The 17,699-nt window shown below is 57.1% G+C and carries 23 protein-coding genes and 1 pseudogene; 7 read left to right on the top strand and 17 right to left on the bottom strand.

All coding sequences use genetic code 11. The features are described from left to right. From hisG to O0S09_RS02585, 4 genes are all read left to right on the top strand, one after another. A complete protein-coding gene (gene hisG / locus O0S09_RS02600; RefSeq protein ID WP_268922360.1) occupies positions 1 to 870 on the top strand; it encodes an ATP phosphoribosyltransferase in 870 nt (289 codons plus the stop codon). Then, entirely contained in the window at positions 871 to 1,587 is a 717-nt protein-coding gene (hisA, locus tag O0S09_RS02595) for a 1-(5-phosphoribosyl)-5-[(5-phosphoribosylamino)methylideneamino]imidazole-4-carboxamide isomerase (protein WP_268922359.1), read from the top strand. After that, positions 1,584 to 2,165 (top strand): imidazoleglycerol-phosphate dehydratase HisB, encoded by a 582-nt coding sequence (gene hisB / locus O0S09_RS02590; RefSeq protein ID WP_268922358.1) that lies wholly within the window; start codon positions 1,584 to 1,586, stop codon positions 2,163 to 2,165. Before hisA ends, hisB begins: the two co-directional genes overlap by 4 nt. An 87-nt stretch (positions 2,166 to 2,252) precedes the next feature. Next, positions 2,253 to 2,732 carry a hypothetical protein gene (locus tag O0S09_RS02585; protein ID WP_268922357.1) on the top strand — a complete coding sequence of 160 codons (480 nt, stop codon included), beginning with the start codon at positions 2,253 to 2,255 and terminating at the stop codon, positions 2,730 to 2,732. A 28-nt stretch (positions 2,733 to 2,760) separates the two neighbouring features. Here O0S09_RS02585 and O0S09_RS02580 read toward each other — a convergent pair whose 3' ends face one another. After that, on the bottom strand, positions 2,761 to 3,441 hold the full coding sequence (locus O0S09_RS02580; protein ID WP_268922356.1) for a 2,5-diamino-6-(ribosylamino)-4(3H)-pyrimidinone 5'-phosphate reductase: 681 nt from the start codon (positions 3,439 to 3,441) through the stop codon (positions 2,761 to 2,763). A gap of 213 nt (positions 3,442 to 3,654) precedes the next feature. On the opposite strand from O0S09_RS02580, the gene O0S09_RS02575 reads away from it, so the two are divergent. From O0S09_RS02575 to O0S09_RS02565, 3 genes are all read left to right on the top strand, one after another. Beyond that, positions 3,655 to 4,620 (top strand): EF-Tu/IF-2/RF-3 family GTPase, encoded by a 966-nt coding sequence (locus O0S09_RS02575; RefSeq protein ID WP_268922355.1) that lies wholly within the window; start codon positions 3,655 to 3,657, stop codon positions 4,618 to 4,620. A gap of 246 nt (positions 4,621 to 4,866) precedes the next feature. Continuing rightward, complete coding sequence (locus O0S09_RS02570) at positions 4,867 to 5,589, top strand: sugar phosphate isomerase/epimerase family protein (RefSeq protein WP_268922354.1); 723 nt, start codon at positions 4,867 to 4,869, stop codon at positions 5,587 to 5,589. 2 nt (positions 5,590 to 5,591) lie between these two features. Continuing rightward, positions 5,592 to 6,341, top strand: coding sequence for a hypothetical protein (locus O0S09_RS02565; protein ID WP_268922353.1), 750 nt, complete (start codon positions 5,592 to 5,594; stop codon positions 6,339 to 6,341). Between the two features lie 964 nt (positions 6,342 to 7,305). On the opposite strand, the gene O0S09_RS02560 is transcribed toward O0S09_RS02565, so the two are convergent. From O0S09_RS02560 to O0S09_RS02485, 16 genes and pseudogenes are all read right to left on the bottom strand, one after another. Further along, positions 7,306 to 8,298 (bottom strand): replication factor C small subunit, encoded by a 993-nt coding sequence (locus tag O0S09_RS02560; protein ID WP_268922352.1) that lies wholly within the window; start codon positions 8,296 to 8,298, stop codon positions 7,306 to 7,308. After that, positions 8,285 to 9,025, bottom strand: a complete 741-nt coding sequence (locus O0S09_RS02555; RefSeq protein ID WP_268922351.1) for a 4-phosphopantoate--beta-alanine ligase — start codon at positions 9,023 to 9,025, stop codon at positions 8,285 to 8,287. Before O0S09_RS02555 ends, O0S09_RS02560 begins: the two co-directional genes overlap by 14 nt. A 1-nt stretch (position 9,026) precedes the next feature. Then, positions 9,027 to 9,878, bottom strand: a complete 852-nt coding sequence (locus tag O0S09_RS02550; RefSeq protein ID WP_268922350.1) for a GHMP family kinase ATP-binding protein — start codon at positions 9,876 to 9,878, stop codon at positions 9,027 to 9,029. After that, the gene (gene coaBC, locus O0S09_RS02545) at positions 9,860 to 11,005 is read right to left on the bottom strand and encodes a bifunctional phosphopantothenoylcysteine decarboxylase/phosphopantothenate--cysteine ligase CoaBC (protein ID WP_268922349.1); all 1,146 of its coding nucleotides are present in this window, start codon (positions 11,003 to 11,005) and stop codon (positions 9,860 to 9,862) included. Before coaBC ends, O0S09_RS02550 begins: the two co-directional genes overlap by 19 nt. Continuing rightward, on the bottom strand, positions 11,002 to 11,871 hold the full coding sequence (locus O0S09_RS02540) for a class I SAM-dependent methyltransferase (protein ID WP_268922348.1): 870 nt from the start codon (positions 11,869 to 11,871) through the stop codon (positions 11,002 to 11,004). Before O0S09_RS02540 ends, coaBC begins: the two co-directional genes overlap by 4 nt. Next, a complete protein-coding gene (locus O0S09_RS02535) occupies positions 11,822 to 12,916 on the bottom strand; it encodes a 60S ribosomal export protein NMD3 (RefSeq protein WP_268922347.1) in 1,095 nt (364 codons plus the stop codon). The genes O0S09_RS02540 and O0S09_RS02535 overlap by 50 nt, the downstream gene beginning before the upstream one ends. A 2-nt stretch (positions 12,917 to 12,918) precedes the next feature. Next, positions 12,919 to 13,212 carry a DUF424 domain-containing protein gene (locus tag O0S09_RS02530; protein ID WP_268922346.1) on the bottom strand — a complete coding sequence of 98 codons (294 nt, stop codon included), beginning with the start codon at positions 13,210 to 13,212 and terminating at the stop codon, positions 12,919 to 12,921. A 273-nt stretch (positions 13,213 to 13,485) separates the two neighbouring features. Further along, complete coding sequence (locus O0S09_RS02525) at positions 13,486 to 13,614, bottom strand: hypothetical protein (RefSeq protein WP_268922345.1); 129 nt, start codon at positions 13,612 to 13,614, stop codon at positions 13,486 to 13,488. Positions 13,615 to 13,830: 216 nt separating this feature from the next. Further along, entirely contained in the window at positions 13,831 to 13,980 is a 150-nt protein-coding gene (locus tag O0S09_RS02520) for a hypothetical protein (RefSeq protein ID WP_268922344.1), read from the bottom strand. A gap of 169 nt (positions 13,981 to 14,149) precedes the next feature. Further along, the gene (locus O0S09_RS02515) at positions 14,150 to 14,665 is read right to left on the bottom strand and encodes a hypothetical protein (RefSeq protein WP_268922343.1); all 516 of its coding nucleotides are present in this window, start codon (positions 14,663 to 14,665) and stop codon (positions 14,150 to 14,152) included. 256 nt (positions 14,666 to 14,921) lie between these two features. Beyond that, positions 14,922 to 15,104 (bottom strand): helix-turn-helix domain-containing protein, encoded by a 183-nt coding sequence (locus O0S09_RS02510; RefSeq protein ID WP_268922342.1) that lies wholly within the window; start codon positions 15,102 to 15,104, stop codon positions 14,922 to 14,924. After that, the gene (locus O0S09_RS02505) at positions 15,091 to 15,600 is read right to left on the bottom strand and encodes a hypothetical protein (RefSeq protein WP_268922341.1); all 510 of its coding nucleotides are present in this window, start codon (positions 15,598 to 15,600) and stop codon (positions 15,091 to 15,093) included. Before O0S09_RS02505 ends, O0S09_RS02510 begins: the two co-directional genes overlap by 14 nt. Continuing rightward, positions 15,597 to 16,069, bottom strand: a pseudogene (locus tag O0S09_RS02500) (GxxExxY protein). Before O0S09_RS02500 ends, O0S09_RS02505 begins: the two are co-directional and overlap by 4 nt. Positions 16,070 to 16,355: 286 nt before the next feature. Then, complete coding sequence (locus O0S09_RS02495; RefSeq protein WP_268922339.1) at positions 16,356 to 16,583, bottom strand: hypothetical protein; 228 nt, start codon at positions 16,581 to 16,583, stop codon at positions 16,356 to 16,358. Next, positions 16,580 to 17,119 carry an HNH endonuclease signature motif containing protein gene (locus O0S09_RS02490; RefSeq protein ID WP_268922338.1) on the bottom strand — a complete coding sequence of 180 codons (540 nt, stop codon included), beginning with the start codon at positions 17,117 to 17,119 and terminating at the stop codon, positions 16,580 to 16,582. The genes O0S09_RS02495 and O0S09_RS02490 overlap by 4 nt, the downstream gene beginning before the upstream one ends. A gap of 24 nt (positions 17,120 to 17,143) precedes the next feature. Then, on the bottom strand, positions 17,144 to 17,614 hold the full coding sequence (locus O0S09_RS02485) for a ribbon-helix-helix domain-containing protein (protein WP_268922337.1): 471 nt from the start codon (positions 17,612 to 17,614) through the stop codon (positions 17,144 to 17,146). Positions 17,615 to 17,699: the final 85 nt, after the last annotated feature.

Raw genomic sequence — 17,699 nt, 5'->3', positions numbered from 1 at the left:
ATGTCAGACGCAGCCAAAGTCCGGCTTGCCATCCCCAACAAGGGACGGATAGCTGAGCCGATCAATGACCTGATGAACAAATCAGGCATTCACATCCTGATGAGTGCATCCCGTCAGCTGATTGCAAAGACCGTTGATCCCCAGATTGAGGTCCTGTTTGTCCGGCCGATTGATATCCCCGAGTACGTTGCCAAAGGTGTTGCCGATATCGGCATCACCGGGGTTGACATGGTCGCCGAGCGCGGATCGGATGTGGAGACCTTGCTGGATCTCAGGTTCGGGTCTGCCCGTCTGGTCCTTGCGGTACCGGAGAAGTCGCCGGTTACTACGCTGCGGGATCTCAATGGTCTGCGGGTTGCAACCGAGTTTCCCGGTATCTGCAAAAAATATTTTGCAGATGCCGGTGTTGATGTGACCCTTATTGAGGTCAGTGGTGCCTGCGAAGCAGCACCGCAGCTCGGTGTTGCCGATGCGATTGTGGATCTGACTTCGTCGGGTACAACGCTTGAGATCAATAAACTCAGAGTCGTGGAAGAGCTGCTTTCCAGTACCACAAATGTGATTGCAAACCGCGATGCACTCCGGGAAAAACATGCAAAGATCGAGGAGATTCTGCTCGCTTTTGAGAGTGTTATTGCTGCAAAAGGCCAGTGTTATCTGATGCTGAACGTCGAGAAGGCAAAGCTTGAGGAGATCCGCGGTCTGATTCCCGGTCTCGGCGGTCCGACCATCATGGAGATTGCCGGGTCCGATTCGGTTGCACTGCATGCGGTTGTTCCCCATGAACGGGTGTATCAGCTGATCAATATGCTCAAGCGCAGCGGCGCACGTGATATTCTGGTTCTTGATATTACCCGGATGGTGCGCTGAATGGAGATCTTCCCTGCGGTGGATGTGCTGCGCGGTATGTGCGTACAGCTGGTGCAGGGCGAACGGTCCTCTGCAACGGTGTACGGGAGTCCGCGGGAGAATGCGGAGCGGTGGATCCGCTGCGGCGCCCGTAATCTCCATGTGGTAAATCTTGACGGCGCTTTTTCCACTTCGTCGGAGAATGTGAAGGTTATCCGCGATGTTGTTGCGGAGACCGATGTGTTTGTGCAGGTGGGCGGCGGCATCCGCAGTATTGCGGATGCCCGCGGCTGGCTGGATGCGGGTGTTGACCGGATCATTGTGAGTACGTTTGCAACCAAAGAGCCGAAGGCTCTGAGGGTACTTGCGGATGAGTTCGGCAGCGAGCGGATCATGGCCGGTGTGGATGCCCGTGCGGGAGAGATTGCCGTTTCCGGATGGCAGGAGACCGCAGGAGACTACATCGCATGGGCGCAGTTGTTTGAGCAGTTCGGCGCAGGGTCGCTGTTGTACACGAATGTGGATGTGGAGGGGCTTCAGGCCGGTATCGCACAGGAGCCGGTGCGGGAACTGATTGATGCGGTTTCCGTTCCGGTGGTTGTTGCGGGCGGTGTGAGTTCCACAGCCGATGTTGCCGCACTCCGGCAGCTGGGCGCTGCCGGATGTGTTCTCGGGTCGGCACTCTACAGCGGAAAGATTCATCTGGAAGAGGCACTGAAAGAAGCATACGAATCATGAGATCAGCAGAAGTTGTACGGGAGACGAAGGAGACGCATGTCCGGGTCGTGTTCAATCCGGATCAGCGCGGGGAGATTGCCGTTGATACGGGACTGGCGTTCTTTGATCATATGCTGAACTCCTTTGCCCGTCACGGGGGATTTTCCCTTACGGTGGCGGCAAAGGGCGATCTGGAGGTCGATCCCCACCATACGATTGAGGATACGGGGATTGTCCTCGGTTCGGCAATCAGAGAGGCGGTCGGTGACGGCCGCGGTATCCGGCGGTTTGCTCATGCGATTATTCCGATGGATGAGTCCCGGGCAACGGCGGCCCTGGATGTCGGCGGTCGCGGGTATCTGGTGATGGAGGGTGCGTTTACGGGGATTGTGACCGGGGGTATTCCCAATGATCTCTTTGAACATTTCTTCTACAGCCTCTGCATCAATGCAGGGATTACGGCGCACGTGATCTTTTCCGGGGTGAATGATCACCACAAATGCGAGGCAGTCTTCAAGGCATTCGGTGTGGCACTCGGCGAGAGTGTGGCACTGGTGCCCGGACGCGATGATGTCCCGAGTACAAAAGGGACACTCTGATTTTTTTGAACGCTGTGGGTTGCAGGACTTTCTGGGCAATGCCGGTTTTAGCGCAAAGTATAAACGTGGACAGGACGATTTTAGATTATGAACTATAAACTTGTGACCGCGTGTGTCCTGCTGCTTGCAGCTCTGGTACTTGCAGCGGGATGCGTCGGTACTGACAATCCGTCTCCCACGGTAACTCCGACACCCACCGTTGAGCCGACACAGTCCGGCAATCCTGATTTCAGTCTGACGCCGGGTGCGACCGACTCCTTCCCGGACGGAAAGGCGGTGACGGTGCAGATCGGCCGTGATTCAAACAAACCGACGATTACTGCGACCTATTCCGGCGGTAAGGGAACGAACCAGATCAGCAGAATTGAGGTGACGCTCTACCGTGCGGATGATAAGGAAGTTATTACCCAGCAGTTTGGCAAGGAGCCGAAGATCGGATCCGAGCTGACGTTTGAGGGTTCTTCCACGCCGTCCACAAGTGACCGTGTGAAGGTTGTTGCTTACTACTACTCCGGTGAGGTCGTGGTTGTGAGCGATGATCTCTATACCTACAAGAAGAGATCCTAATTCTCAAAAAAAATTCTTTTTTCTTTTGTTATTCGTCTTTTTTGAGCCAGGTGATGAGCAGGCCGTCGTCGATTTTTTCCACGTTTTTGAGGGTGAGACGGGGGAAGCCTTCGGCGCGGGTGAAGCCGCTTCCGTCCACAAAGGTGGGTGCGTCTGCGCCGCCGATGATTAATGCCCCTACGTAGATGCGGATTTCATCAAAGAGTTTCTGGCTGGTGAATGACCAGAGGAGGGTGGCTCCGCCTTCGACCATGAGTTTTCCAACGCCCATCTCACCGAGTTTGTCGAGGACGAGGTTGAGATCGACCCGGGTGGTTCCGGCAGGAATGACGGTTGCTTTTTCTGCGAGGGCGGCAACCCGGTCTTGCGGTGCGGTTTCTGCGACGAAGATTACCCGTCTGCCGGTTCCTTTTCTGAACATGTCGCCGTCCGGCGGCATTCGTGCCTGGCTGTCGATGACAATCCGCATGGGCTGTTCTTCTTTGCCTGCGGCGGCCCGTTCTGCGATGAGGTCAGGGTTTTTGAGACGGAGCGAGGAGTCGTCGGCAAGGATGGTACCGATTCCGACCATGACGGCGTCGCAGTCGGCCCGCAGACGGTCTACGCGGGCAAAGTCCTGCTCGCCGGATATTTTGGTCTGCCGGTGTTCTTTGGTGGAGATTTTCCCGTCAGCGCTCATTGCGGCATTGATGATGACGTAGGGACGCATGTATGTCCCTTTGTGTTTTTGAGGGATATATACGTTACATATTCGGGGGTGTTGCCCATAACGTCCTGCCTTTTGCGGCGTTGTATCCCATTTCGTTTGCTGATGACGCATGATCGTGATTGATCGGATTTCCGCCCGCGATGTTTGGGAAGAAAGGTGCAGCGTTCCAATGTCCGAACGATTAATCCCCCGCAACGTCCAATACGTATGGATATGCCAAATCTGACAGTTGCGGTTCTTGCCCCGAACGGATATGCCCGGGATCTGGGGAAGAAGGGGACGAGTACTGATATTACATTTTATAATCTGAAGAAAGGTCATGATACGGTTACGCTGCTGGAACCGACCCGGTATCCCGATCGGCTTGCGCCGCTGTTCTATGTGGTTTCGATGGCCCACGAGGCGATTGTGGTGGTCGAGGAGATCACGCCGATGTTTGCGGAGTGGGTGCTGATTCTGGATTGTGCGGGTGTTTCAAAGGGTACGATTATTCTGAAGAATTATCTCCAGCCGTCGGATATTGCTCCGCTGATTAAGGGTACGGTTCTGGAGGGGTATGCGATCTGCGAGGAGGATTTCATTACGCTGTCGGCGGATCTCCTTGCCCGTGCGGCTGCGCAGCCGGAGATTGAGCCGAAGGAGGGGGCGGTTGGTACGGTGCCGGTGGATCACCACTTTAATGTGCGGGGTATCGGAACGGTTATTCTCGGTTGTGTGGCGGACGGCTGGATTAAGAAGCATGATAAGATGCGGGTTGAGCCGATCGGCAAGACGGCACAGATCCGGTCCGTGCAGAAGCATGATGATGATTTTGCCTGGGCGTATGCGGGGGACCGTGTCGGATGTGCGCTGAAGGATATTGAGGCGGAGGATCTGGATCGCGGGTTTGTACTGACGACGGATCCGCAGGTGACGAATGCGACGACGGTTACGGTACAGGCGGAGCTGGTGAAGTACTGGCCGTCGGCGGTGAAGGAGCAGATGGTGGTGTCGGTCGGGCACTGGATGCAGTTCCTTGCCGCACGGGTGACGGCGGTGGAGAATGGTTCTGACTGGCATACGCCGGTGCTTACGCTTGAGATGGAGACGCCGCTGGTGTACAAGCCGGGTGATACGGCGGTGCTGCATTATCTGGACGGCGGCAAGCTCCGGATTATGGGGACGATTGTTCTTCCCTGAATTCTTTTTTTTGTTCCGGATGTTGGTTCCAGCCGGGATTATTTTTCTGAAGAAAGGCGTTGCCCGGAACGTTGTTTCCTAACCACAAATCAGTGTCATGGATCAAATTTCCACCCGCGATTCGCACGACACGTGTTCACCGCTTCGTGGATTTTCAGCCGCCCGGGGAGACTCAGGGAGAAAGGTGCAACTCCCAAAATCCCGCAATCCTTATTTCTGCCGGAAACAACACAAACTACTAAGAATATGTACGCAATATCCACCCACTGCCTCCACGCCGAGCCGCTCGCATCAGCCCTCGACAAACTCGCCCCCTACACCGGACACGTCGAGATCATGAGTGACGGGCCGCATCTGTTAACCGATACCAAACTCCTTGAATCCTACAGCTTCCACTACAGCATCCATGCTCCTTCCCGCGGCGTCAACATCGCATCCGTCTTGGAACCCATCCGCCGTGCATCCGTAGAAGTCATCGCCGACACCTTCGCCCTCGCTGCCGAAGTTGACGCCCCCGTCGTCGTACACCCCGGCTACTTTGCCTGGGAGTATGAATATGACCTCGCCGAACAGCATCTCCGTGCCTCACTCGCCCAGATTCGTGCGGAATCCATTCAGTACGGCGTAACCTACTTCATCGAAAACATGGGAAACTGGGGATACTTCTTCCTCAAAGAACCAAAAGACCTGCCCCTCCTGGACGGCGCACTCTTCTGTCTTGATGTCGGCCACGCAAACGAATGCGGCACCCTTGATGCGTTCCTGACCGCCCCCTTCGCCCACGTCCACCTGCACGACAACAACGGAAAACACGACAGCCACGAAGCAGTCGGAAAAGGAAACATCAACTTCGACAACGTCATGAAACGTGTCCGCGAAAACAACATCAAAACCCCCGTAATCGAGGTCGAATCCTTTGAGGGCGCAATAGAAACACTCGGTACCCTCACACAGCGCTACGGAGCATAACCGTGAAACGTCTGACCTGGGAACAGCGGCTCATCATCGCCCTGATCTGTGCTTCGGTCGTCATTTACGCAGTGAAGTTTCTCGTGTTCGGCGACAACGGAGAAAGCAACACGCTTTCCTATATCTTTAACAGCCTCGGCTTTCTGCCGATAAATATCCTGATCGTCACCCTGATCATCAACCGGCTGCTTGCCATGCGGGCAAAACGCGAACAGCAGGAAAAGATGAAGATGGTCGTCGGTCTCTTCTTCTCCGAGATGGGGGGCCGGCTGCTGCGGCTTATCGTCGCATCCGATCCGGACGCAGCAGAGATCCGATCCATCCTTACGGTGCGTAAAACCTGGACAAAAGACGAGTTTATCAACGCACAGAAACAGCTCGCCTCCTGCAAATTCATTGCATCCCCGTCCGCAGAAGATCTTGCCGGAATGCATGAACTGCTGGAGAAACATCATGAGTTTCTGCTCAGACTCATCGAAAACCCTGTACTGATGGATCAGAACTCCATCTCAAAACTCCTGCAGGACCTCTTTCATCTCGGCGAGGAGTTATCCAGCCGCAGCGACATCACCACACTTCCTGCAACCGATATTGCCCATCTGGGAGGTGACGTAAACCGCGTGTACCGCCAGCTTACCCTTGTCTGGCTGGGCCATATGGAGTACCTCGCGGCAAACTACCCGTATCTGTTGTCGCTGTCCATCCGCAAAAGCCCGTTTACCACTCACTGTGATGTCGTAGTGCGGGAATAATCTTTTTTACCGGATTTGGGAACGGACGGTTTTTTATCTGTTGCCTGTTCTGGAAAAAAATTTTTCAATACCTATTCTGTGTGATTCCCATTGGGAAACCGGCAAAGATTTCCGAACTATTTTCGAGCGATTGCGTCTGCGTGAGGGTTTCCAGTACTCCCCGCTTACGGGTTCATCCCCGGGTGTTCCCGTTCGGGATCTGTTTTTGTTCATTTTGGGGAGTCCTGCGGCGGGGTACCTGTTGCCATACTTCGCTGAACTCCCGGATCATGCGGGATTGTTCTGCGGTTACGCTGAGTGCGGGACCCTAGCATTTGGGACCTTGAAGAAGATCGGCTCCCTGTGGATAGGGAGGAGAATATTTCCGCGGTTCGTTGGTCTTCGGTGTGGCTAAGACGATGAAGACCAACGCAGATAACGCAGATGGCGCCTAGGCGCCGAGTCGCAAGCCCGGAGGTCTTGCTCCGCTCCCCTTATCGGGGTCGTTATCGCAAACGCAGCTAAAAATGCTCGCGAAGCTTTTTTGCTGCTTGGTATGTCTGTATTGCTTCGCGAGCATTTGCCGTCGCGCTTGCGATAGCAACGCCGCCCGCCCAGCTCTGGGCGGGATGGCGAGCGACGAGGAGCAAATGCGATGAGCGAAGCAGCGGCGCGAAGCGACGCATCTGCGTTATCTGCGTTTCTTTTTTCTTCCTGCCCACTCCAATGATTCTCACACCACATGAGATCACATCAATCCGCAGGAAGATTCCCGTCTTCGACGCTTCCGACGTCTATGTCCTGCCTCGCGGACATTTGCCGTCACGCTTGCGACTCTGAGCTGTTAGACGCATCTGTGAACATCTGTAGCGTTTCCTCTCATCCCACCTATTCACCCCTCACCCACCTGCAATTTTCAAAAAAACCGACGAAATACTTTCGTGGCACTCTACCCTCACACCGCGGAAACAGCAGTTTCAAAAAATCAGGAGCGTGTCAGCTCCCCGCAGAGCCGGGAGATAAACGCATTCATCTGCAAATACTCATTTGACCCCGCACGCACCGAAAGATCCGCATCCGAAAACAACAGTGCCGCATCAGGCGTCAGATCAGACCGAAGCTCCTCACGGAGAAGACCAAGGACCACAGGGCCGGAAAGACCATACTCGATCATCAGATTTTCTGTAATCCTGCGTGCCCCCTCCTCATCGCCGCGGCGGCAGGCGGCAACCGCCGCACGTGCCAGAGCCCCGGTCTCCGTATCGGCCAGCTCCGCAAGATCGGTGACACCGTGCAGCGCCATCAGTTCCAGCCAGACCAGAGCGCGGCGGAGATCGCCGTCGGCACCAAGAATCAGCATCTCCAGATTCTCCCCGGAAACTGCGTCCGGCACTCCTTCAAGAGCCAGAATCTCCAGAAGGCGTTTTCGCATCAGGTCGCGGTCGATGGGGAGGAAGTAGAGCGGAACACAGCGGGAACGAATCGGATCAATAATCGAACTCATCGAGTTTGCCACAAAGATGAACCGGCAGGTGCGGCTGTACTGCTCCATAATCCGGCGAAGCGCCGCCTGGGCATCCTTGGGCAGATCGCCTGCGCCGTCAAAGATGATCAGCCGGAACTCGGCGGAAAGAGGTTTGAGTGATGCATGCCACTTCACGATGTACTTGAAGTTCGCAAGAACCGACTTGTCCTTCTGATACAGAGCGGCAAAGCGATCGTTCTCGGCAAAGTAGGCGTGTCCCTGGGAAAACATCACCGAGACCGGCAGAACCGTGGTGTTCTCCGCGGCAGACTCCGGGTAAAACTCCCGCGAAAATGCCTCAAGGCTTGCGGACTTCCCGCAGCCGGACCGGCCGATGACCATCAGGTGCGGGAGGTTGGCACTTGCCGCATAAGACTTCAGCTGGCGGACGGACGGCTCCTGTCCGAGGACCTCGTCAAAGGTTTTCGGGCGGTATTTTTCAATCCAGAGCATGGGTCAGGGTCTCCGAAATGGCATCAACTGCTCCTTTGAGGAAGTACTTCCCGTCAAAGGAGGCGGGCATCTCCGGCGTCTCGCCCGCGGATTTGATCCTCCTGCACTCCGCGGCAATATTGGGAAGAGCGCGGGTGACCTCGTCGATGATTGGAATAGTCGCGGTCTTGGAAGTCCGGTCAAGGGGATTGAGATCAACCGTAATGACGATCTTTCCCAGAGCAACCAGCGCTTCGCAGCGGTCGCCGTCCTCCAGAGGGACAAGGACGACATCGGCCGAGCCGATGCCGTCCGGACGGCAGAGACCGCGGTCATGCGGCAGCGGGACACACCGTTCGACCGGACCGGTCGAAACGGTGACGCCCGCCTGTGCAAGCACCGCGGTTACCTTTTCGATGCGCTCATCGGTTCGGTGGAACAGATTAACCTCGACCTCGCAGTCCGCGGCTTTCTGGAGATCGGCGATCTCTGCTGCGGCAAGGGCTGCGGTGTTCCCGTTGATGGAAAGTACCGGATGCTTTGCGGCAAGCAGAACACGGGCCGCAAGCTTCTCCGCTTCAAGTGCGGTTGCGGGAGTTTTCTCTCCGATCAGGTAATCGAAGGCTTCGCCGCGGCCGTGCGAGGTGAGACCTTCGAGAGAGACGACGCCTGCAAGGGCGTAGTCCGCGAGCTGTTTTCGGGTAACGAGCGACTGGTATCTTGGATGGCTTTTGGGAATATCTGACATGTTACATCTCCAGAATTTTCGGCCCGTGCGGGCAGATCTTCAGAGGTACGGCTCTTCCGAATCCGGCGAGGATCTCCGGGGCGTCATCTCCTGCGGCAAAGACACCGCAGCCGAGCATGGTCATACTCGCAGGAACGCCCGCGTCATCGCAGGCGGCGAGGACCGGACGGATCTTCTGCGGAATGAGACCGCTTGCCTCGGCAAACTGCCGCGAGTTCTCCATGAACTCCGCAAAGTTCTCCGGCAGACGATCCGGGAACGCCGCAGAAACCCGCCGCATCCGGTCCGGCGAGCCGATAATATCGGGCGTGAACATGGCGCCGAAGGTGACCGTACACAGGTCAATCTCCGGAAACATCCGCGCCGCAACGCCGGTGATGCCGGGAGCGGTGCGGACAGCGAGTCCGCCGCCCGCCGCCGCTGCGACGTCGCCGAGACCGGTGTTGCAGGAGACCTCAAGGGCATGGGCGCGTTCGGCGATGTCGCACTCCGCAAGACCGAGGTCAAAGACGGCGTTAGCCGCTGTGAGAGTGGCGAGGATTGCAGCAGCACTCATGCCAAACCCTGCCCCGATAGGGAGATCCGCAACCGTCTCAACCGCGGCAGAGACACCGAAGGAGCCAAGAAGCTCCTCAATAAGACCGGACCCGTAACGGATGAGGGGGTCTCCGGTCAGCAGGTGGTCGGTGATCACGACCGAGGTCTGCTCCGCAGGCCGGACGGTGGCGGTAACGCCGTGATCGATCACCAGCCCGGCGCCGCAGCTTCCGGTGGTGCGGGGAGTATCACCGTCAATGCGCCGGAAGTAGCCGGAGATGTGGCCGGGGGCAAATGCTACCGCAGTTCGTTCCATAGTTCCCGTGCGATTTCGGATTTTGTTCCGGATACGGTTCTGCTGCCGGATCTTTTCATGAACCGGTACACGCCTGCATCCGCCCCCATAACAGCCGGACGGTTTGCGGCGACCAGAACGATGTCGTCTTCTTTGAGAAGCTTTTCCGCCTCACATTCCGCGTCCTCCCCAAGTTTGAACCCGACGATTTTGATTCCTTTGCCAAAAAGGCGGGTGATGAGTTTCGGCAGGGGGGTAAGAGTGACGGTGCAGGGACTGCCGCTCGGAATTTTTCCGGGCATCCGTTCGGGTGCGAAGTCGGAGATTGCGGCGGCACTGATATAGATGTCCGGTTTACAGGATGCAACCTCCCGCAGAACCGCGTCATGCATCTCCGCGGCAGAGCTGATACTGATGTTCCGGACGGCGGGGACGGCGCCGTGCACAGCGGTGTTGGAGACGACGGTGACGTCTGCGCCGAGCCGGAATGCTTCGAGGGCAAGTTCTTTTCCCATGACACCGCCGGACCGCGTGGTAAGTATGCGGACGTCGTCGAGCTCTTCGCGGCAGGACCCGCTGGTGATGAGGACGCGGCGGCCCGCGAGGGGCTGGCCGGAAAGGGCACGTTCGGCGTAGAGACAGATCGTGTCGATTCCGGCGATTTTTGCTTTCTCCTCCTCCATCCGGGGCGGGACAACGGTGATGTTCAGGGAACGGAGGGTTTCGAGGTTTTTGATGACCGCCGGGTGGCGGTACATGGATTCGTGCATGGCGGGAACGATGACAACCGGCATTCCCCGGCCGATTGCGGTGGTGGCAAAGGTGGTGACGATGGTGTCATCGATACCGCAGGCGATTTTACCGACGGTGTTGGCGGTTGCGGGCGCAATTAAGAGCAGGTCGGCTTTTCCTCCTTCTCCGCAGTAGAGGACATGTTCAACCATGCCGGTTATTTTCGTGAGGGCAGGCTCTGCGCAGGCGTAGGTAAGGGCGTCAGGGTGGATGATGCCGCAGGCGGCAGGGCTGAGGATGCCGGTGACTGCGGCGCCGCGGCGCCGCAGTTCGTGGGCGAGTTTGATCGTCTCAACTGCGGCAATACTGCCCGTGACCGCCAGTACGATGCGTTTGTGTTCAAGCGTCGGTCTCATCTGAGTTCTATGTCCCATACGCAGTGCCAGGTGCGGCTTGCATATTTCTTTACTTTATGTTCGCTGAGAGAATACCTAAAACCTGCTCCTTGCAGGGTGTCGGTAAGGTCTCCGGTGCGGTCGCCGAGGCCGTGAACGTGGAGGACGGTGCCGGACTTTGCATGGGCAAGGGCGGCAGAAAGGAAGTCGGGGGCGTCGAAGTGTCCCATGAGGATGCGGTCGTAGGGGCCGGCAAGGTGAGTGCGGCAGTCGCCGCAGTCGATGGTGACGGTGTCTGCGACACCGTTTGCCTCAGCGTTTCTCCGCAGGTATCCGCAGGAGTCGGGATTGATCTCCATTGCATGCACGACTGCTCCGGCAACTGCGGCGGAGAGGGTGAAGTAGCCGATACCGGCGAACATGTCGGCGACCTGTTCGCCCGGACGGATGAGGTTTCTGATCCGCTGTTTTTCGAGCCGGTTTCCCTGCGAAAACATGACTTTTGCGGGGTTGAGGGTGTAGGTGATGCCGGTTTCGCGGAACGTGACGTCGTGGGGCGTTCCAAAAAGGACGGTGACGTCAGGCAGCCGCATGACGCCGTCATGATGGTTGAGGTGCAGGATGCAGGCGGGATGTTCCCAGTCAATGAGGGTGGTGAGTGCATCTGCGGTCGGGGCGTCGCCGTGGAGAAGGAGGGTGTCGCCGAGCCGCTGGTAGCCGGGGCCGGTGTAGGGCTGCCGTTCGGGGAGGTCAAGGTCATAGGGGAATCCTGCCCGGACGGGGAGGTAGGCGTCTTCCCCGCAGCAGTAGGGTCTGCGGGTCTGGTCAACCCAGGGTTCAGACCTGCATTCCGGCAACTGATTCTTCGGGATCCTGCGGACTTTCATCGGTTTTGCCTGCGGGAATGAGGGTGTCGTGGTCACGGACGATGAGGAGGGTGTCGCCTGCGTCTGCTTCTATCCATGCGTAGTCGGGAATTTCGCGGACTTCCTGGGTTGCAGGGTCAAGGATGCCGAGGGCGCCTGCATCGCGGTAGATGATTGATGCGGGTTCGGCGGTGTGGATGTTTGCGATGAAGACGTCGCTGTCTTCTTCCCTGAAGTTGCGGGACTGACCGGTTGCAAGGTCGGAGACGAAGAGCATGTCTTTGGTCTGGCGGAGGATGCGGAAGTAGCCGCGGTCGTGTCTGATGATGTCACCGCGGGAGAAGCGGGGAAGACGGATGGAGTAGGTGACGCGGTAGAGTTTGACGCCGGCTTTTTCTCCGACGAGTTTGGGGTGGGTGGTGAAGGTTCCGCCGAGTGCTCCGCAGATGTCGTGGGAGATTGCGCTGCCGATGGTCTGGGAGCTGAAGATGATGTCGATTCCGTCTTTTTGTTCGTCAATGTCGGAGACAAACGAGAGCCGGTCGCCGGCGGTCTGGAGCTGGTCTTCTATCTGGTAGGCGATTTCTGCGGCGCGGCGGAGTTCAAACGGGGTGGGTTTTCTGCCGGTAGCCCGGACCTGAATGACGCCTTCGTAGTAGCTGCCGGAGATGCGGCAGCAGCGGTCGCACTGTTCGCGCGCCCAGACGAGTTTGACTTTCTGGGTGGTTTCTACAGGGACGCCGTAGAGGGTGCCGGAGACGAAGACGGTTGCAATGGAGCGGTTGACGCTGATGTCAACGATGTGAATGTCTTTCTGGATGTCGGTTACGTCTTTGTGGATGGATATTGCGGAGTTGATGAGGTTGTATGCGAGTTCGTCGCGTTCGACGGGGCAGTCGCTCCAGATGCCTGCGGTTTTGGTGGAGCCGCAGGTGGGGCAGAGTATGCACTGGACGCGGGGCTGGATGGTGATCCAGACGGTGTCTTTGACGCGGCAGTTTCCGCAGAGTTCGCCGTTTTCGCTTGGCGCTCCGCATTTGGGGCAGAAGCCTGAGGTGAGTGTCATGGTCAGAGTCCGTATATCTGGGCGTGGGGGATGTCGCCGATCATGATGCAGGATTCTTTGTCGATGAGTCCTGCGGCGATGGCGAGGTCGCAGACGCGTTTTCCGATGATGTTGGCGTTGACTGAGGCGGTGAGGGCGGCAAGGACTTCGGTTTCGTTTGCGAGGACGTCGCCGTAGAAGCCGGGGTCGATGATGATGTCGCAGGTGGGACAGGTGAGGGTGGTATTGAGAAGTTCACGGTCGCAGACGGCGATGACTTCACCCTGACCGGGGATATTGTGTATTTTGAGATACATTTGCAAGAGTAGTATTGGATGCGGGGGGTAATATATTCAGCCCCGGGATGGTTTTTGGGGACGGGAATGAGCCGTTGGCAGGGGTGAGGTTTTTGGAGTTATTGGGGTTTTGCGTTTTATCCCGCGGGAATTGACCCGTTCACTCCATTGCTTTACGGAGAGGGCAAAGCGGTTGAGCCCCGCCTCGTTTTTAATTCCATCGAATTCGATGGAATTAAAATCCGGGTTGTACATGTGTTCCCAGATTCCCAGAAATTCGATTGTGTTTCTGTTTTAAAGCCGGTTTCCGATGAGAACATATCCATTTTCGGTGTTTCTGACCATATCGGTAAGAGAGATAGAATCGTTGTCTTCGATTTTTATGACGGTGACATCAGTTCCGTTTACGTCAATTGTTGTCATGGTTACCCGGGTTTGTGCAGATTCCCTGTCTGATGAAGATGAGAGATATTCTGCGGGGAGCAATGATATATGTTTGGTCAATGAAGACTGATTCTTGGTGATTTTTATGAATGATTTGTGTGCATCTGAAAAATCCGGAATCCTGCTCTCCCTCTATTTTTCTTAGAGTTCATGCAGGTCTTTTGAGGAGGGTGTTCGAAAAAAAATGATCGGGTTTTATTCCCGATCTTCTCTTGCGGTTTCCTGATGGGTGCGGTCAAGCCACCGGTCGTTCCATGCATACACGGGGCCTGCGAGGATAAGTACGGCGAATGCGATGCCCTGAGCGGCTGCGCCGAGGATGAGGATGGTGGTGATGGGGTCCATGATGGTGTTTTTCCTTTTGTGATGTTTTTTGTTCGGGATGTCTGATTCAACCGCTGCGTCCGAGCGGGCGGAGCCCGCGAGTGGACCGCGCCGGATCGTTTTCTGTGGGGGTTGCCCCGCCCGGTTCCGGGCGGATGCAAACTCCCACTTTAGAAAACAGCAGGGTCGGTTAGTTGAGTGCGGCTACGCCGTCTGCCCAGGTGTCTACTTTGGTGAGGATGGTGTCGGCCTCGTAGGAGTTGATTCTGAGGTCTTTTCTGGTGAAGCTGAGGTAGTAGTTTTCGCCGGTTGGGTCGTGGATTTTGAGGCGGACGTTCCAGCTGTCTTTTGCGGTGTTGCGGTTTGCGGTTGTGTCCGCGCCGTAGGCAGTGGTGATGGCGGTTGTTGCGAGGATTTCTGCGATGATTGTCTCGTAGGCGTCACGGCCGGGGGCGCTGATGGTGATTGCGCCGAGGGTTTTTCCGAGGGTGTCTACGTATTCGATGGTGGCACGGTAGGATTCGGCGGCGGTGAGGACGCCGTCGATGGTTTCACCTGCGGTCTGGTAGGGGGTTGCGCCGAGGGGGTTGTCTGCTGCTTTGAGTGCGGCGATTGTTTCGTCGAATGTGTTCGCAGAGGTGATCGGTGCGGTGAAGGTGCGTTTTGCACTCTTCACGATTGTGGTTGGGGTGAAGTCGAGTGGCATGTTTTTTTTCCTGGAGAAAGGGATTGGGGGTTCTGATGTTTTGGGGGTGATTTCCCTTTCTCTGATTTGTATATTGGGGATGCGGGGATAATATGTTCCGGGAGAGGGGAGGTTTTTTCTTTCCGGTGCGGAGGATGCGGAGATACAGCGGGATCATGAGGGTGCGGCGGCAGGACCGGAGACGCCGGGCCGCGTGGTACCTTTTTTGTCCGGATATGTTGTCGGCAGTCTGTTTGAAAAAAAGGGTTGGGGTATGTTATGTCTGCTTCGGCGGGCTGAAGATGAGGGGACGGCTGAGTTTGTGTTTTCGTACTGCGCCGCGGATGACGTCGCGGGAGCAGCCGAGGATGTCCCCTATCTGGCGGTAGCTGAGGCCTTCGCGAAGTTTTGCGATGAGGTAGGCGCGGTCGCGGAGTTCGGGGTAGTCATACCAGTACATGGGTGTCCTCCCGGCGGATGATGCAGGGGTCAAGGGGTTTTTGGGTGGTGATGAGGTAGGCGGGAAGTTCTGCCGGGCTGAGTTCTTTTGCGAGGTCGCTGATGTTGATTCTGAGGTAGGGGAGGATACGGTCGCCGGCGATTTCTTCGGTGAGGTGGCAGAGTTCGGTTCTGCCGATGAGTTTTTCTGCGTCACAGGCGCGGATGTGGGTGAGTTTTTCTGCGATCCGGGGGAAGAGTGTTTTCAGTTTGTCAAGGTTGACGCGGGAGATGGTCTTTACGGGGCGGATGATGGTGTAGTCTGGGTGGGTGATGCCGTTGGTTTCGATGGTGTTGATTGCGCTGCGGGCGATGCTGCGGGCGTCTGCGGCGAGGGTTTCACAGGTTTCGGCAAGGCGGGTGTGCCAGAGTGCTTCTTCGTAGGGGTTGCCGGGGGTCGGGCAGGTGTGCTGTACTGCGGTGAGTACGGCGGCGGGGGTTGGGTATTGGGTGGTCATGGTATCGTATGAGAGCGGGATACCTGCGGACGGGCCCGCATGCCGTCAGGCATGCGGGGCTGTCCGCCGGGTGTTGCTGGTGTTTGACGGGTTTTCAGTTCCGGGGTTTTGGGTATGTTGTTTCTGGTGAGGCAGGTGGTGGTGGTGAAGATGTATCGTTTCCATTCAAGGCCTTTTTTGTTGCCGAAATTGAGAAGAACTCCAGTCTGTTTTCCGGTTGCTTTGAGGTAGTTGATGAGCGGTGCCCGGTCGGCGGTGGTGAGTTCGTCTGTTACTTTGAGTTCAAGGATGAGGGTATTGAAGCAGATGAGGTCTGCACTGTATTTTTGCTGAGTTGTTCTCCCCGATGGTAGATGGTAAGGGGTGTTTGGGATTTGCAGGGGATATTTTTCTGTTTCAGTTCCCATTCGAGTGCTTCCTGATTGACGGTTTCTAAGAATCCGACACCAGGCTGGTTGTAGACGTTCATTGCACTGCGCGTTATGGTGTATACTTCCTGTGCGTACGAGAGATCGTCCGATTCAATGGCAGGCAGGGTAGTCTGATATACGGAAGAGATAATGAGTCTTCGCGCTGATGAGGGGTGAGAGGTTCGATGAGTTTTCCGTTGTTCGGGAGTCTCGGACATGGGGCACCGTGCACAGAAACGCGAATTCACGCGAATTCGCGTTTTTGTGCATGCATCCGCAGACCGGGGATTTCCGGTTCTGCTTTATGCATGCATCCGCAGGTCGGAGACTGCTATCTTCGTTACCTTATGCTTCTCGTTCCCGCGCCCGTTCGGAGATAATATCCCGAACGCAGATCTGGAGAGTGTACGCTTTTTCGATCATCTCGCGTTCGCGGGGATCCACGCGAACCGAGGAGCTGCCGCAGAGAGGGCAGGTGAGGATGCCGGGGACGGGATCATCTGCGGTTCGTTCGAGCCGGAAGGCGGAGATGCAGACGGGGCAGGTGTATAATACGGTGTCAGCCGGGGTCATGCGTCCACGCTCCGGTAGGTGATGCGGCGGACGATCCGCCGGACGGTTGCGGGGGCGATGCCGTGACGTTTTGCGAGTTCTGCCTGGGTTACTTCTCCCCCGGCGTAGGCGGCACGGATATGCCGGACAAGATCGTGCGGGATGGTTTTGCTGCCGGATGCGGCGTTCTGGGCGCGGGTGAGGAGCCGGAGGTTTTCGATGCGGCAGTCGGTCCGGTCGTGGTTGATGTGGTCAACTTCCAGGTCATACTGGAGCGGGAGTGCGAGGATGCCGTGAGCGACGGCCCATACGGCGCGGTGTTTGCAGACGGAGACGGACATGCCGAGGATGCGGACGCGGGTGCGGAGGTAGCTGCCGGGGTCGGGAGAGAAACGGACGGGTTTTCCGGTGCGGGTGTCGGTGATGGTGCCGGTTTGGCAGTTGACGTTCCATCTGCCGGTGGTGTGGAGGTACCATGCGGCGTAGTCACCGGCGTGGATGCCGAAGACGGGTGTTTTGCGGGCGGATGGTTCGGGGGGTTGTGCGGTGCGGGTCATGATGGTGGGGGTCAGGGAGGGTGGTCAGGTGTCGGTGCGGCGGCCGGGGGCGATGCCGTGCTGTTCGGCGAGGACGCTGCTGCGCTGATAGAGGAATTCGGTGTGATGGACGATTTCGTATGCTTTGAGTTCGCGGCAGATTTCCTGGTCGGTTGCCCAGATGCCGGTACGCTGGTAGAGTTCGCGGCGGAGGATGTCGCCGGTGTGCCGCCAGGCGGCGGTTACTCCTTTGACGGCAAGGACGGAGTGGGAGATGGTTTTGATGAGGGCGAAGAGTTCGCGGCTGAGGGTTTCGGCGGTTGCGACGGTTGCGGTGATCCAGCAGGTTGTCTGCGGGTCGAGCTGTTCTGCGGTTTCGCCGGGCTGGTGCAGGGTGACGAGGGCGCAGGCGGTGAAGTAGTCGCTGCGGGAGGGGTATCCCATGCGGCGGATGGCGAGGTCGAGCCGGTCGAGAAGGTCGGCGGGGAGGCGGAAGTAGGCGATTCGGGTGGTCATGGTTTTTGGGGGGATGTCACGAGACACGAAACACAAAACACGAAACACGAAACAATGGTCTGCGGCGGGGAGGCGGAGGAATTTT

The sequence above is a fragment of the Methanocorpusculum vombati genome, from assembly GCF_026891935.1.
In the GTDB taxonomy this organism is placed as follows: Archaea; Halobacteriota; Methanomicrobia; order Methanomicrobiales; family Methanocorpusculaceae; genus Methanocorpusculum; species Methanocorpusculum vombati.
The sequence above is the reverse complement of the archived record's forward strand: the minus strand, read 5'-3'. Positions and strand labels throughout refer to the sequence as shown.